Annotated in this window: 17 protein-coding genes; all 17 read right to left on the bottom strand. The window is 28.8% G+C overall.

What is annotated here, in order from left to right:
- Nucleotides 1-204: 204 nt before the first annotated feature.
- The 17 genes from CLVI_RS07955 to CLVI_RS07880 all read right to left on the bottom strand — a co-directional run bounded on the left by CLVI_RS07955 (nucleotide 205) and on the right by CLVI_RS07880 (nucleotide 16,579).
- Nucleotides 205-1,077, bottom strand: coding sequence for a DUF6734 family protein (locus CLVI_RS07955; RefSeq protein ID WP_106059593.1), 873 nt, complete (start codon nucleotides 1,075-1,077; stop codon nucleotides 205-207).
- Nucleotides 1,078-1,094: 17 nt separating this feature from the next.
- A complete protein-coding gene (locus CLVI_RS17420) occupies nucleotides 1,095-1,259 on the bottom strand; it encodes a hypothetical protein (RefSeq protein ID WP_170065621.1) in 165 nt (54 codons plus the stop codon).
- A gap of 239 nt (nucleotides 1,260-1,498) precedes the next feature.
- Nucleotides 1,499-2,263 (bottom strand): TIGR03943 family putative permease subunit, encoded by a 765-nt coding sequence (locus tag CLVI_RS07950; protein WP_106059592.1) that lies wholly within the window; start codon nucleotides 2,261-2,263, stop codon nucleotides 1,499-1,501.
- A 14-nt stretch (nucleotides 2,264-2,277) separates the two neighbouring features.
- Nucleotides 2,278-3,843, bottom strand: coding sequence for a permease (locus tag CLVI_RS07945; RefSeq protein ID WP_106059591.1), 1,566 nt, complete (start codon nucleotides 3,841-3,843; stop codon nucleotides 2,278-2,280).
- A gap of 29 nt (nucleotides 3,844-3,872) precedes the next feature.
- Nucleotides 3,873-4,820, bottom strand: coding sequence for a CobW family GTP-binding protein (locus tag CLVI_RS07940; protein WP_170065620.1), 948 nt, complete (start codon nucleotides 4,818-4,820; stop codon nucleotides 3,873-3,875).
- 127 nt (nucleotides 4,821-4,947) lie between these two features.
- Nucleotides 4,948-5,706 carry a TIGR03943 family putative permease subunit gene (locus CLVI_RS07935; protein WP_106059589.1) on the bottom strand — a complete coding sequence of 253 codons (759 nt, stop codon included), beginning with the start codon at nucleotides 5,704-5,706 and terminating at the stop codon, nucleotides 4,948-4,950.
- A gap of 22 nt (nucleotides 5,707-5,728) precedes the next feature.
- A complete protein-coding gene (locus tag CLVI_RS07930) occupies nucleotides 5,729-7,273 on the bottom strand; it encodes a permease (protein ID WP_106059588.1) in 1,545 nt (514 codons plus the stop codon).
- Between the two features lie 23 nt (nucleotides 7,274-7,296).
- Nucleotides 7,297-8,247 (bottom strand): CobW family GTP-binding protein, encoded by a 951-nt coding sequence (locus tag CLVI_RS07925; RefSeq protein WP_106059587.1) that lies wholly within the window; start codon nucleotides 8,245-8,247, stop codon nucleotides 7,297-7,299.
- Between the two features lie 24 nt (nucleotides 8,248-8,271).
- Nucleotides 8,272-9,111, bottom strand: coding sequence for a metal ABC transporter permease (locus tag CLVI_RS07920; RefSeq protein WP_106059586.1), 840 nt, complete (start codon nucleotides 9,109-9,111; stop codon nucleotides 8,272-8,274).
- Between the two features lie 17 nt (nucleotides 9,112-9,128).
- Nucleotides 9,129-9,902 carry a metal ABC transporter ATP-binding protein gene (locus CLVI_RS07915; RefSeq protein ID WP_242980618.1) on the bottom strand — a complete coding sequence of 258 codons (774 nt, stop codon included), beginning with the start codon at nucleotides 9,900-9,902 and terminating at the stop codon, nucleotides 9,129-9,131.
- A complete protein-coding gene (locus CLVI_RS07910; RefSeq protein WP_242980624.1) occupies nucleotides 9,899-10,807 on the bottom strand; it encodes a metal ABC transporter substrate-binding protein in 909 nt (302 codons plus the stop codon). Before CLVI_RS07910 ends, CLVI_RS07915 begins: the two co-directional genes overlap by 4 nt.
- Before the next feature lie 150 nt (nucleotides 10,808-10,957).
- A complete protein-coding gene (locus tag CLVI_RS07905) occupies nucleotides 10,958-11,746 on the bottom strand; it encodes an ABC transporter permease (RefSeq protein ID WP_106059584.1) in 789 nt (262 codons plus the stop codon).
- Nucleotides 11,740-12,441, bottom strand: coding sequence for an ABC transporter ATP-binding protein (locus CLVI_RS07900; RefSeq protein ID WP_106059583.1), 702 nt, complete (start codon nucleotides 12,439-12,441; stop codon nucleotides 11,740-11,742). Before CLVI_RS07900 ends, CLVI_RS07905 begins: the two co-directional genes overlap by 7 nt.
- Nucleotides 12,441-12,809 (bottom strand): GntR family transcriptional regulator, encoded by a 369-nt coding sequence (locus CLVI_RS07895; RefSeq protein ID WP_106059582.1) that lies wholly within the window; start codon nucleotides 12,807-12,809, stop codon nucleotides 12,441-12,443. The genes CLVI_RS07900 and CLVI_RS07895 overlap by 1 nt, the downstream gene beginning before the upstream one ends.
- A gap of 105 nt (nucleotides 12,810-12,914) precedes the next feature.
- On the bottom strand, nucleotides 12,915-14,399 hold the full coding sequence (locus CLVI_RS07890) for a PH domain-containing protein (RefSeq protein WP_106059581.1): 1,485 nt from the start codon (nucleotides 14,397-14,399) through the stop codon (nucleotides 12,915-12,917).
- 15 nt (nucleotides 14,400-14,414) lie between these two features.
- On the bottom strand, nucleotides 14,415-14,879 hold the full coding sequence (locus tag CLVI_RS07885; protein WP_106059580.1) for a PH domain-containing protein: 465 nt from the start codon (nucleotides 14,877-14,879) through the stop codon (nucleotides 14,415-14,417).
- A 257-nt stretch (nucleotides 14,880-15,136) separates the two neighbouring features.
- Entirely contained in the window at nucleotides 15,137-16,579 is a 1,443-nt protein-coding gene (locus CLVI_RS07880; RefSeq protein WP_106059579.1) for an MFS transporter, read from the bottom strand.
- Nucleotides 16,580-16,621: the final 42 nt, after the last annotated feature.

Raw genomic sequence — 16,621 nt, 5'->3', positions numbered from 1 at the left:
TTATCTTCATTAAATATTTCTTCAATTGTTAATTGTTGAATCCTAATACTATATTATTTAATATATCATAAAATTTTATTCAGTTTATATTTTGATACACAAAAAAATAAGCTGCCTTAAAATAGAAATAAATTTCTATTTTAAAACAGCCATATAAAAGCTCCAAGGAGAAAGTTCGAAGTACAAAATATAAAATTTTGATTCTCACTTATATTGCTTATAAAAGTATGCTAATTGCTTCATATTAGCTATTACTTCTTCGTATTCAGGAAAATCTTCAATTATACGTTTTATACATCTTATGCAGAATTCACTTCTTTGAGCAAAATTCTTTTTCATCTCACTCTTGAATCCCCATATATGAGTGAAATTAGTTTGCTCATTTTTAAAAAGCGAATCTAAATTAGTCAATTCATCTACTGGAATTCCCATCTTTTTAGCACACATTGAAATCAATCGTTGCTCAGCAAAAACCATGTTTGTAAGTCTATCATCACTTGAAATGGCGTTTTTCATAAAATCTATAGCTGAATCAACATAATAATTTTTAAGCTCTTCATCTGCTATATAAGTAAATGCAGTATTACACGGATTTTCAGTCCAATCCCAGTCCTCATCGAATTTATAATTATTTTTCATATTAAAATACTTTTTACGTGGATATACTTTCTCAGAAATAGTTTCTTTATGTATTATACATACTTTTGAATCCACAATTATCTCTTCTATAGGTTTCCATACAATAAAATCAGTATCAATCATAGCACAGGGGGTTTGTTGCTTTTTAAGAGAATATATTTTCCCCGCTGCCCAAAACATTTTAGGATCAATATCTTTATGGATGCAGTTATCTAAAGACACATCTACACCTAGATTCCATATGGACTCAATTCCTAAAGTTTTATAATGCTCTGCCCCTCTCTCATCAGTAACCATTTTTATCCCGCCATTATTTTCTCTCCATTTCAAAGCCGATAAGATTGTTGTCAGGATTTCAAAATCCTCCATATAATAATGTTTATCGTAGCTTCCTTGAAAAGAAGGGATTGTCCAATTTAAATGAAATGCTTTTATCATTTTAACTCATTCCCCCTTTATATAAGTTCTATTCCGTATCCACCTAAACCGAAGTTAGAACTGGATCCAGAAAATTTATATAATGATGAACAGTAACTTATATTGTCCGCCTTTATAATTGATCTTTTATTAATCTTTATTATATTTGCCTCTATTAATTGAAATTTAATCTTGTTATTCATAAACCAACCCCCCATTTATTCTACTACTTTAATAATATCATTTTATTCGCTAATTTTACATAAATAGATAAAATAAACATACATTAAAATAATAATATAATATCTATAATTTTCTTTTCATAAATTTATGATAAATCTACTTTCAAACCTAAAGGTAGTATACTACATAATGGTATTATATGGCAATTAATTATATTTTAAAAGGCATGTACTTTATTAAGTACATGCCCTCTAATTTATTAATATGGATATACATATTCATTCTTAGGTTTATTTAATATTTCTAAGGATTTTATATTTAACGTAACTCCATCTAAAGATGCCTTTTCCTCAATGACTCCAACTACCTTAACCCAATTATCATTATTAAGTTTTGAAGTCCCCTCGTAATTACACATAAGTCCAACTATCTGAGTATCAGCACTACAACAAACCATCATGACCCTTAGGAGGGCTAATTCATCTTTTTTCAAACTATCATCCTTATATATAAATCCTGTTATCTCAATTTCCTTACCTAAATACTCATCATAATCATTGTATGCCTCATTCAGAAAAAACATATAGTTTTCATCTTCCACGACTATTTTTTTATTGGTAGTATCTAATTCATCAGTTCCCTCATGACTTTCACTGCTGTGGTCATGTCCACTATGGTCTATCTCTTTATTTTTTAAGGATATTTCCGCTCTTATATCAAAATTTGATTTTGCCAAAAGACTAGGGGTGATAGCATCACTACCCATGCCTAGAGTCATAATAAGAGGAATCAAAAATATTGCATAGCTCATTTTTTTCTTTTTTATAAGACTTCCCTTAAACATACTTAAAATAAGAAATAATGATATCACAACTGTAAATCCAATGCTAATTTTTATGAAGGGTAGAATTCTAGGATGAACATACAAATTTACCACACCACTTACTAGAAGGATATAGTAAAATGCACTAAGACCTAAGAACACCATAAGTTTTATTATTGTTTCAATATTTATTTTTCTCATATTTCTCAACACCTTTATAAGTAAATAACCATCAATAAGATAAATGAAATTATAGTTATGCAACTTAGAAGTTTTACTACAAAAGTCTTTTTAAAACTACCTAAAAGCATCATTGTATTTTTAATATCTATCATTGGTCCTACTACTAAGAATCCCATAACAGATCCTATAGGGAAATTATTTAAAAAGCTCTTTCCAATAAATGCATCCGAGGTGGAACACACAGAAAATACGAAGGCAAATGCCATCATTATAAGTAGAGAAATTATTTTATTCTCTGAGGTTAAGTCTATTATATTTTGTGACATGGCCACTTGCATGATACTGGAGAAAAAAGCTCCTAGAATCATATATTTACCAACAGTTATAAATTCATCTCCTGCTAAAAGAAAAACTCCCTTAATTTTTTTAAATATGTTTTTTGTATTAGCATATTCACCACTACATAATTCACATTGACAGTTAATTATATTTTCTGTTACTACATCCTTAGCTGAGTATCTACTCATTATAAGACCCACAGTAATTGCAATTATCATACCAAGGGCAACTCTATACACAACAACTTCTTTCATGTCAGCAAAGGCATACATTGTAGAAATAATAGCTATTGGATTAACTATAGGTGCAGCTAACATAAAGGTTACTGCTACGGATAATGGTAAACCCTTTTTTAAGAAGCCCCTAGCTACAGGAATAGTTCCACAATCACAAATAGGGAATATAATGCCAATAACAGATGCTACAATACATGATAAAAATACATTCTTAGGAAATATCCTAGCAATTGCATCCTCTGAAATAAATATCTGTATTATAGCTGATATAAAACCTCCAATTATTATGAAGGGGATTGTTTCAATAAAAATGCCCATGAAAATTCTATTAAATTCCTTAAGATAGCTTGTACCGATACCTAAATTTATAAATCCCTTTGCTGATGCAAAAAGCATACTAATTAATAGGACTAAACATAAAGAAAGAATTATATAAAAAGCATTATTGTCACTAGTATCTTCCATTATATTTATCTTATTTTTTGAAAAAGCCTTCTCTTGATTCTTAAGGGTTGAAAAGAGATAAACCTTTGCTATCTCATTAACTCCCTTAATATTTCTTTTTATACTAGCAACCTGTTTTCTATTCATAGTACTAGAATTATTTAGGAATATAATATCACTATTTAAAATATGTTCTCTAATTTTATCTGACATATTAAGGAAATAGATGTTAGCTTTTTTCATATCTATTGTAGTAATTATTTTATTAATCTTGCAGATTTTATCAAGGTATGAACTATTAATAAGTTCATTAACATTATCCATACCATTAAGTTCAATAATAATTCTATCAGGCGCAAATTTACTAATAACCTCTTTAATTATATTCTCATCAATTGATTCGCTACTTTTTTTCTCTACAATAATAACCTGATTATCTATTATTTTAACTGTTCCTATTTCCTGCTGAATTATTACAATTGATTCATCCTTAAGTTTATTACTATTTAAAATAGAGTTTATTAATGTAGTTTTCCCAGAACCAAGAAACCCTAGGATTATATCAATCTTAACCTTCATAATTCTCCCCTTATATTAGCCTATCTCTCTTACGCAAATAATCTATTTAATTTATTTTTATCAATTTTTTCACCTATAATAGCTATCTTTCCAATACCTTGGGTTGTTGTAGGATTGATTTTAAACCTTCCAGGTGTATAGTGAAATTCTATCCATTCTCCATTGTTAGTCTTTACTATTCCTTTTCCCCTTATTATATTTCCATATTCATCACTTTTCATTATTTCATCAAATATATCCCTTAACTTAAACATTGAAAAATCCTTTGAAGTTTCAACTCCCCAAGTATTAAAAATGTTATCAGCATTATGCGCATGGCGAACCCTACTTACCGACATTGAATTAAAGGATTTTTTAAATTCAATATAGTTTTCAGATATCATCTCTAAATCTTTTTTTGCAATAGCTAATATATCCTTTGAATCTATTTCCTTCAGTGGAGCTGTAATAATACTACACTTCTTATTAATCTTCCTTATTGCCTGGGATATACTCACAATAAGTTTATCCTCATCACTTTTTCTTTCACTTAGAATTATAGTTTTTGCATTAATTATTTGATCCTTATAAAACTCTCCAAAATTGTCTAAATGGCTTTTGAAATTCAAAGCATCAATTACGGTAAATATATTATTAACTTCAATTCCATCAATACTTTTGCAGGATTTTATTATATCTGAAAGCTTAGATACTCCTGATGGCTCTATTAATATTCTGGTTGGGTGATAAATCTTTATTATTTCCTTAATTGCCTCCTTAAAGTCACCTTCAAGTGAGCAGCATATACAACCAGAGCTTATCTCCTTAATATCAATATTAGTCCCCTTTAGCAGATCACCATCAATTGATACTTCCCCAAATTCATTTTCTATTATAGCTAGCCTTTCTTTTTTTAATTCACCTTCTAAAAGCTTTTTTAATAAAGTAGTTTTTCCAGCTCCAAGAAAGCCTGATATAATATCTATTTTTATATTCATATTTTCTCCAAATACTATTGTTATATAAATGTATACTCTTTGAATTTGCATATAATTCCTTTTATCCTTGTTATAATAAAAAAAAGTGTAACAACCTTAACTAAGTTGTTACACTTTTGAAAATTTACTAATATGGATAAACATAATTTTTATCAGGATTATCATCTATCTCTATGGATTCTACAGCTATTACTATCTCTTGATCCCCTGAATAAACTCCAGTTTCTAATTTTCCCTTAACCTTTACCCAGGTATCATTGCTAAAGTTTTTTGCCCCGGGATATTCAGCTAATAATCCTGCGATTTGAGTATCTGCAGCGCAACATACCATCATAAGTCTACCTATAACAAATTGATTTTCGTTAATAGTATCATCTTTATAAACAAAACCATCTATTTCGATATTTTTATCTGCATATTGGTTAGGATTATTTAAGATTTCCTCAAGAGAAGAAACATAATTATCTATAGTTATTTTAATAATATCATTCTCAATTTTTATTGACTTTTCACTAGTATTTCCTTGAATTTCATATAAATCAGTATTATCTTCTATAACATCAGTAAGCTTAGGACTAGTAATTTCAATGCTTTTAACTGAAGTAGAATCAATCTCTACAAAATTTATAAAAGCCCCTAAAACTATTGGGATAAGATAAATTCCATAGCTATATAATTTAACTTTCTTCCTATTATTATTATTCCCTTCCTTAATTGAACATAAGGCTATAATAGGCATAGCTATCATAGCTAATATAATAAAAGGTTTAATCCTTGGGTGAACATATAATAATACCTTGCCATTTATAATTATTGTAAAATAAAAAAGTGTAAAACAAATTAATATTATTATCCGTAAAATAATTTCCTTATTAAATTTTTTCATAATAATCCTCTTTTCTCTTTTACTAAGTTATAACCATTAAAACTACAGATGAAACTACAAAAATAATTGCTATTAATTTTATAACAAAAGCTCTTTTAAAGTTTCCAAAAAGCATAATTGTATTCTTAATGTCTATCATTGGTCCTACTACTAAAAATCCCATTACTGAACCAATAGAAAATTCATCAAGAAATCCCTTTGCAATAAATGCATCTGAGGTTGAACATACAGAAAATATAAAAGCAAATGCCATCATAATTAATAAAGAAGCAAATTTACCACTTGGAACATTTATGTTGTCTAGAGTAATTACATTTTGTATAACACTCGATATCAATGCTCCAAAAATCATATATTTTAAAACAGCAAAAAACTCATCCCCTGCATGAATGAAAACGCCGCTTATTTTTATCTTTAGACCAGTACCTTTAAGATATTCTTCAGTACAATAACCACATTCACAATCAACTATATCCTCCTGATTTTTCAATATAATCTCATCCTTTTTAGTTATAAGGTTAACTATAAGACCTACAATAATCGCTATAATTATCCCAGCCAAAACCCTAGTAATAACTATAGATTTTGTCTGTGGAAAAGCATATATAGTTGAAATAACAGCTATTGGGTTAACTAAAGGGGCTGCTAGCATAAATGTTATCCCAGTAGATATGGATAGCCCTTTCTTAATAAGTCCTCGTACAACTGGTATAGTTCCACAGTCACAAATAGGTAAAAACACCCCTGCAACAGAGGCAACAAGACAGGATAAGAATACATTTTTCGGGATAAAGTTCATCATCTTCTCTCTTGGTATACATACTTGAATTATAGAAGATACAAAACTTCCAATAAGTATAAAAGGTATACCTTCAATCAGTATACTCATAAACTGGGTATAGAATTTTTTAAATGCTCCCGGTTCTATTGCTGTCCTTGACATAAAATAAGTAACACCAAATAAGGCTAAGGCAAATAAAAAAATTTTAAAGATATTGGTGTCTTTAAAATTTTCCACATTTACATATTCCTCTTTATCTAAATCATATTTAAGAATATTTATTGTTTTATTTAAATTGTTAATATCTCCAATAATTTTGTCTAACTCATCTTTAGAAATGTCTTCAGTATTATTTAATATTACCGTTTTACTATTTAAAGTATTTTCATTAATAATACTACCCATATTTTTCAGATACAACCTAAAGGTCTTTCCATCTATTAATGTTACAATATCATCAATTGAACATGATTTCTTTGCAACTCTATCTTCAAAAATTTCAATTATACTATTTACACTCTTCATTCCATTACACTCGATAAATATTCTATCAGGGAAATATTTAGTGATAATCTCCTGGATAAAAGAGAATTTAATATTCTCATCTATATCATTCTTTATAACTATAACTTTATTTTCTACTGTATTTATTTCACTTTCCCCAAATTCATCTTGTATAACTACGATAGTTTCTTCCTCGAGATCTCTATCATCTATAATTGAATTTATAAATTTTGTCTTTCCTGATTCAAGTAATCCTGTAACTATTTCGATTTCTACTTTCATATTTAACCCTCACAAAAAACTATTTAAAGGAATAAACTCTGAAGCTTATCCTTATTTATTCCTTTTCCTATAACACATACCTTACTTGAGCTTTGAACTTTGGCCAAACTCATATTAAGTTCCATAGGCACATAGTGGAATTCTATCCATTTTTCATTTTTTCCTTTAACTATACCTTTTGCCCTTAAAATAATGCCATACTCATCTTTATCTTCGATTTTTTCAAAAATACTTTCTAACTCTTTTTCAGTAAATATTTTTAGACTTTCTCCTCCCCAGCTACTAAAGATATTATCTGCACTATGCTTTTTCTCTCTGCGTGCTTTAGGATAACTCTTTAAATTAAGTCTATGTACTAGCTTAAAGGTTTCAGCACTCTTTTTTTCTTTAATATATTCTATGTTATTGAAATTAATCTCATCTATGGATTCTTTTATAATTGTAGCTTCAGAATTAATAAATTTTATAGAATTTATTATTTCCTCTAGCCTATCTGATTCAAGTCTTTGCGTTCTAGTTAAAACAATAATTTTCCCATTCCTAATCTGATCCTTATAAAATTCTCCGAAATTTTTTAGATACATCTTTGCCTTCCATGCATCTACAACTGTAATTACCATATTAATATTGTCTCCTAGATCATTATCAATTCCTCTGCATGCCTTTATTACATCAGAAAGTTTTGCAACTCCAGAGGGTTCAATGATTATTCTATCAGGATTATAATTATCTACAATTTCTTTAATTGCTTCTTTAAAATCTCCCACTAGAGAGCAGCATATACATCCTGAATTTATCTCCTTTATATCAACATTTTTCGCTTCTAAAATAGCTCCATCTATTGATATTTCTCCAAATTCATTTTCAATTATAGCTATTTTCTCATCCTTAAATTCATTATCCATAAGTTTCTTTATTAAAGTTGTTTTTCCTGATCCAAGAAATCCAGAAATTATATCTATTTTTGTTTTCATAAATATATCCTTTCTTTTAAAGTATTATTTAATCTTTTCCTTAATTAAAAAAGTAACTCCAAAAAATATTGAAGAAACAAGTACCATGGTAGCTCCAGACGCAGATCCTAAAAAATAAGATATAATTAGGCCGCTTAACCCTGATACTAGAGCTATTATTACAGAATAAATAGTATATTCGCGTACATTACGAGCAATATTTCTTGCTGCTGCTGCTGGTAGTACAAGCATTGAACTTATAATAAGTACTCCTACCCATTGGATTGATATTGTTACTATAACTGCCACAATTATAGTAAACATATATTCATATAACCTTACATTAATCCCCTTACTCCTAGCAAAAGAATGATTTATGCTTACTAAAAGTAGCTTATTAAAAATTTTCATCCATATAATTAACACCACTATCAACACGAAAAAAAGTATAATTAAATCTTTTGGTGTAATACTTAATAAATCCCCAATAAGATAGGTTGAATACTTAGTAAAACCGCCTCTAAAGGATAGTATTACAATACCAAGTGCTACAGCCGCTGAAGAAAAGACTCCTATTATAGTATCCGTCGAGGCTGTATTTGCACTTTTAACCTTAACTATTGTTACCGAAAGTATTACAGAAAATCCCAGCATCGCCCATATAGGATTGCTTACACCTAATATTACTCCAATAGCTATTCCGGTAAGTGCCGAATGTCCTAATGCATCTGAAAAGAAAGCCATTTTATTATTTACTACCATAGTTCCAAGAAGTCCAAACATAGGGGTAACTAGCAATACACCTATTAATGCATTTTTCATAAATGTATAACTAGTCCATTCAAATGGCAATAAAAATTCTATAATATCATACCAAAAAGACATTCTCTATTCCCCTCCCCTTAACAATCGCAAACTCTTCCAAACACTTCAATTACCTTAGTATTATTAAAGATTTCCTCTACTGTTCCTAGACATTCAATAGTTTTATTATTAATAAATGCTATTTTATCAGCTTTTTCTTTAACTATCTTTAAATCATGAGATACTAAAATAATTGCTAAATTATTATTTTTCCTTAAGTCTAAAACTGTTTCATAGAACAACTTAAGTCCATTTTGATCTATTCCAGATACAGGCTCATCTAATAATAAAATATCTGGCATTGGTTCAAGTGCTAATGCTAGAAGAACCCTTTGAAGTTCTCCTCCAGATAATACTCCAAGCTGTCTATCAATAAGATCCGTAGCTTTAACCCTATTAAGGCACTCTTCCACCCTTTTTTTCATCTGCTTATTTCTAGGGAAAAATACAGGTCTATCCCTTAACAAGGCAGAAAAAATATCCAAAACACTTATTGGAGAACTATAATCAAAATCTAACTTTTGTGGTACATAACCTATTACTGGCTTTTTAGATAACTTATTATTTGCATCAATAAAAGAAATAGCACCAGAATATGCTATTTCTCCAAGTAATGCCTTTAAAAGTGTACTCTTGCCTGCTCCATTTGTTCCTATTAAAGCTAATAATTCTCCACACTTAATACTAATATTTATATCTTTTAGTATTTGGGATTTGCCAAGAGTAACTCCAAGGTCTTTTATTATAATAGACGATAATGAGTTATTGCTTTCACAATTCTCATTACAATCTATAGTTCTGCTATTTATCAACTTAACGCTTCCTTTAGTACTTTTAAGTTATTTTCCATAATAGTAATATATGCATCCTTATCCATAGTACCTGTAACTGCTGGATCTAGAGTATATACTGTTGTACCTGTCTCTGTTGCAATACTTTCTGCCGACTTAGCGGGATACTGCGGTTCTGCAAATAAAGCTTTCACCTTTAATTCTTTTACTTTTTCAATAGTTTCTTGTAATTCTTTTGCATCAGGTTCTGAACCTGGTTCTCTTTCAATTACACCTACTATATTTAAATTAAACTCTCTTGCAAAATACGGAAATGCTTCATGGAAGGTAATAATATCTTTATTTTTAATATTATCTAATTCTTCATGCATCTTATCTTTTTGTATATTAAGTTTTTCAATATACTCATCTGCATTTTCCTTGTATTTATCTCCGTTATCTGGATCTATTTCAACTAACTGATCCCTCATATTTTCAACTTGCTTTATATTTTCAGATATACTTACCCAAACATGAGGATTATCACCCTCTTCTCCATCACCCTTGATTAGTTCTATCCCCTCACTTGCTTCTACAATCTTAAGGTCTGTTATTTCTGTTGTTACTTTCTCCATAAAAGATTCCATTCCTGCACCATTTATTACAAATACATCAGCATCTTCTAGAGTCTTCATATTTTCAGTAGTAACGGAATAATCATGTAAACAGCCTGTTGTCTGCTCAGTCATATTTTTCACTTCAACATTCTCAATTCCATCTGCAATATTTAGTAAAGAAATATACATTGGATAGAATGAAGAAACAATAGTTAACTTATCATCCTTAGGCGTTTCCTCAACCTTTTTGTCTGTAGCACAACCTGTAAATATTAATGCACTTGCTAGTACTATACCTAGCATTTTAGTAGTTAGTTTTTTCAAAATCATCTTCCCCCTAATTTGATGCAAATCATTTGCATCTATCATTAATTTATATTGTACTCTTTCAATGAAATTATTTCAACATATTTTTATTGAATAATTAAAAAGGGATGTTCAAAATATTTTGAACATCCCTTTTCTTGTATATTATTTATTTTATTCTAAATTCAATTTATTCTTAAGAATATAATTACTAGTTGCAAAGAATCCTGCTGTTAATACTATAGTAATTATTGTCATAATTAATACTTCAGTTTGTATACTAGATATTGAAATGTCATTCATTTCAAATACGAAGCTAGAAGTAAACATCCCACTAATTGCGCTGGAAATCATATTTAATACTATAAAAGCACCAAATGAACATAGTATTTTTCTTTTATTTGCTAAATGTCCTAAGGAAATAGATGTATAAATAATTATTATACCTGAAACTGCTTGAACTAATGTAGCTATAATAAATTCAATAATTATTAAATTTATACCTGATCCAAATTCATTATATGCCAATGTATAGATTTCTTTAATTCCTGAATTTATATCATTCATTATTCCTGAATGATAAGCTAAAATAAATATGGATAACAATGCTACTGCTCCGCTGATCACATTCCATATGAAAGCAACTGCAAGCTTACTTGTGATATTTTTCCAAACACTTATTGGAAGAGTATTCATTAAATAACCTTCATCACAAAGCAAGTTTTTATAAAATCTTTGTATAATTATTATTAATGTAACTACCATCGTTGCCACCATGGTAATCCCATAGGCAGCCATAGTTATCATAAAGGGTATTCCATTTAAAAATTCAACATTCTCTATTTCAAACCCATTCCCAATAAATAATTTATTAATAATAGCAAATCCTATTAGTGCACAATAAAGAGGTATTAATAACCTAGCTGTTGCCTTAAACTCATATTTTATTAATTTTCCTAACATCTAAATACCTCCCTAAATAATGCATCTACACTTTTTCCTTCTTGTTCTCTAATTTCATCTACACTCTTAAATAAGCTTATTTGTCCATTAGATAAAAATATTACATCATCCAATATTTTCTCAATATCTATAATTATATGAGTAGAAATAACTACTGTAGCATTCTCATTATAATTGCTGATTATTGTATTTAAAATATAATCTCTTGCAGCTGGGTCAACCCCTGCTATTGGTTCATCTAAGAAATATATATCCGCTTCTCTACTCATAACTAATATAAGTTGAACCTTTTCTTTAGTTCCCTTTGACATAGTCTTAAGTTTATCATTAGCATCAATATTTAAGTTTTTTACCATATCATAAGCTTTCTCTTTATTGAAATCACTATAGAAATCACAGAAAAAATTAATAATATCTGAAACTTTCATCCAATCATTTAAATAGGTTTTCTCAGGAAGATAAGAAACTATCTTTTTTGTTTCTACTCCTGGTTTTTTACCATCTATTAGTATCTCTCCTCGTGTAGGTGTTAAAAGTGCTGCTGCAAGCTTAATAAATGTACTTTTACCACTTCCATTAGGTCCTAGGAGTCCAACTATTCTTCCCCTCTTTAAAGTTAAATTTATTCCATTTAAAACTCTTTTCCCACCATAACTTTTAAATAACTCTTTGCACTCTAAAATATTTTCGCTCATTATTCCATCTCCTTAGCAAGCTTTTCCATAATTGAAATGCTTTCTTTTTTATCAAATCCTATTTTTTTCATGCCAAGCAGAAAATTTTCTACTTGTTCCTTTGCAAGATCTTTTTTCATATCTTTTATCATATCCAGATCTTCTGTAATGAATCTACCAGCAGTCCTTTGAGAATAAACTAGGCCTCTTCTCTCAAGTTCAGTAAGGGCTTTTTGCATTGTATTTGGATTCACTGATGCTTCCTTTGCCATATCCCGTACAGAGGGAAGTTTTTCTCCTATTGGATATACTCTAGATATAATCCTTAATTGTATTTGGTCTATAAGTTGAATATAAATAGGTGCAAAATCATTAAACTCCCATGTCATATAATCACTTCCTTTTGTATTATTGTATTAAGTCGTTAATACAATACTATTTTTATTTTGTCAAGCCTTCCAAAATTATACTTTCAAAGAAATTTTTATATGCCTTTATGTTAATAACAGTTCTAATTCATCTCGTAGTTCTAAACTTAAATTTTTAATTTTTATAGCTGTACCCAAGTTATTTCCTTGTATAGATACTTCTAGATTAAATAACATCTTTCTTTTTTGAAAATAATTATTTTCTGTAACTATGGATTGTATTTTATTTATCGGGATTATTGATGTTACTTTGGTAAAACTGTTATTACTTATACATAACAAATCCGAGCTTTTACCTATTGCAGAATTCTTGTATTGTAGGTAACCAAGTAAAGTGAAAAATGGCACAGATAAAAAACATATATACCCGTATTTAAAGTTTATTGTTAGTACAATAGAGATAATAAATGTAACTATAAATTTCATGCTTAAAAATCTTCCTAATGCTCTTTTTGGTACTTTTGTCATCATTTCATCAAATTTATATTCAGGAAGAAGTCCTTGTATTAGTTCACTATACTTTGAGCCAATAGTTAGCGGATAAAGTATGGAACTTTCCCCTTTTTCATTACCATAACCAACAGTTTCAATATGAATGGCTCTAAACTTAAACATTTGTTTTATTATATTTTGCTTTAAGTAAATTGCACTAATTTTTTTTATTGGCATAATATAATTCTTCTTTTCAAGTAATCCATAGTTAATTATTAAATTATCATTTTCTCTTTTAACAGAGAAACCATGAAATTTTATAATAGTAGTTATAATAGCTATTATTAATGAAACTACTATACATATAACCAATATTAAAATAATCCATAATACTATAGACCCCACACTCATCTCATCAAAATTTATGTTTTCAATAAAAAAACTAGCTTTACTAAAGGTATTATCTAAAAAATCTTTTAAATAATCATCTATAAAAGGAAAGGCTGAAGCTAAAAATAAAACGCCTGTAAAAACAGCATTTGAGGTTATTGCACTTAAAATTAATTCTCTAGTAGATACCTTAAATTCCTTTGCCTGAACTATGTGCTTGTCCGTTTTATAGCTTTCTTCATTTTCAACTTTTACTTCATCACTGGATAATGTTTGAGTATTTCTATTATTAGTATTAAAAATATTTTCTTTCAAATTTTCTGCTTCAATTTTTTTTAGAAGAAAACTTAATTCTTCCTTTTTAAGACTGCTATTGCCTGTATCCACCTTAACCTGCGCTAATCCAAATATTCTATGTTTTATTCCTTGAGAAATATCAACTGTTTGAATTTTATTAAAGGGAATCTCTTTGCGTTTAATAAAAATAATTCCCTCTTTTATCATTATTACATTATCATGTATACAGTATAAATTTTTATACCATTTGATTACTTGATAAATTACTATTAGTAAAAATATGCCTAGCATGATAAGTAATTTTTGAAAAACATTTATTGACTGTAAGTTTTTTGAAAAGAACATTATAGCTAAAGGCAAAATACTTTTCAAAAAGCTAGATAGAGTTTTATCTATTATCATGATAAAATTATTTCTATGAAAATCCTCCATTTTTTATGCCCCCTACTATTCCCCTATTTCACTTATTAATATACTTTTGTTTAAACTTTCAACTATTTGATCTGCCTCGGCAGTTAATATTGCCTCTATTTTATGTGATGCCCCTGCTGTATAAATTTCTATGGATGATAGGTGAAAAAGTTTTTGTATAGGACCTTGTATTATTTCTAGATGTTGTATCTTTGAGATTGGTATAATGTTTTTCGACTTATAATAAACACCATGAGTAAATTCTACTCTATCTTCTGCAATACAATATTTCCACTGTTTATATTCAATAAAAGGATGTACAAAAATTGATAAAAAACTTAATAATCCGCCTATTGCTAGAGGCCAATAGCTAACATATATATTAGCAAAATGGTAAATTGCATAAGCTATACCCATTGTAAATAAAGAAGAAATAATTCCATTTATAATCCATAGCTTTATAGCAGATGGATTCACTTTTTTATATACTCTTTCAGTCATAATTATAATCGCCTCCTTGTATTATTGTATTAAGTTGTTAATACAATAATATAATGCTATTTTTATTTTGTCAATCTTTCCAAAATTATGATCAATTAATAAGTATTATCCAAAATATTCACAAGTAGGAATCTATAATGTTAATTATTCGAAAAAATTTAAGGACAGTTCTCAAAATTTAAATATTTGAGGACTGTCCCTTTTAAGTTTATAAGAAATATCACTGTAATAGAACTACTTATTATTAATAAATTTTATTATTCAGTAATGACTTCTAATTTAACTTTAGGCTTAAATAATCTTAAAGATGTTAGAACCGCTCCAATCATACATATAATAGCTGCAGTTATATATACAGTTTTCATTCCATAAATAAAAACATCGTTTCTTCCCACAACGTAATTTGTTACATGATACCCAATTTTATAACTCATCCTGCTATACAAAATAGTAGTTGCTAGAGCTATTCCGCATACCATGCCTAAATTTCTTACCAGGGCATTCACACTTCCTGCAATACCTAATTTATCTTTTGGTACTGTAGACATTACCAATGAATTATTAGGTGATTGAAATAGCCCATTTCCGATAGACATAACTACTATAAAAGATACCATGCTTGTCATTGAAGATTGCTCATCTAAAGTTGACATTAGTAATAATCCCAAACTTGTAAGCACGAGTCCAATAAAAGTTAATATCTCAGAACCTAATTTATCTGACATATGCCCACTAAAGGGAGCCACCACAGACAAGACTAGCGGATACACCATAAGTACTAATCCAGTAGATGCAGGTGAAAATTCCAATACATCCTGAAGATAAAATGGTTGAATAATAATTGAACAAAATATGGCTACAAATGATATAAATCCGCAAAATATGCTCAGTGAAAATAATTTATTTTTGAAAATATCTAGCTGCAATAAAGGATGTTCACGTTTCTTTTCTACCATAATAAATGTAATGAAAGAAATAATTGATACTAAGAAACATATCAAAATCATTGGCTGAGTAAATCCAACTTCTTGTCCTTTTCCTAGTGCTACAAATAGAGGAACTATAGCAACCATAAATAATACTGCTCCCAGTCCATCTAATTTCCCCTTTCCTGTTATTTGACCTTTAGGAAGCAGCTTAAAAGCAAAAATCAATGTTATTATACCTATTGGTACATTTATTAAAAATATGTATTCCCAGCTTAGTCCATCTACTATAAATCCACCAACTGGGGGGCCTACTAAAGCCCCAAGAGCTACGAAGGTTCCTGTAATTCCTAAAGCTTTCCCTCTTTCTTTTGTGGGAAACACTTCAGTTATAATACCTTGGGTATTAGCCATAAATCCAGCTGCACCAATAGCTTGTATAACCCTTGCTAAAACTAAAATAGGTAGGGATTCTGTTATTCCACATAATAAAGAACCTAGTGTAAACACAGCTAATCCAAACTTAAATACCTTTGTTTTACCAAGTATATCCCCCAATCTTCCAAAAATTAATATTGTTGCTGAAATTATAATTAAATAACTTGTTACTACTAATTGAACACCAACAGATGTTACGTTTAATACTTTAGCCATTACAGGTAAAGCCACACTTACAATACTACTGTCTAGTGTAGCCATAAAGGTTACCATTACAACGATAAGTAAAATTACCCATCTATTTTTATTACTACTATTATTATTTGCTGAATCCATTCATATTCTCCTTTTATCATATAGTTAGACTTTCTTTATATT

The sequence above is a fragment of the Clostridium vincentii genome (genome assembly GCF_002995745.1).
Classification (GTDB): Bacteria; Bacillota; Clostridia; order Clostridiales; family Clostridiaceae; genus Clostridium; species Clostridium vincentii.
Note: the sequence above shows the minus strand (reverse complement) of the source record. Positions and strands in the feature narration are given on the sequence as shown.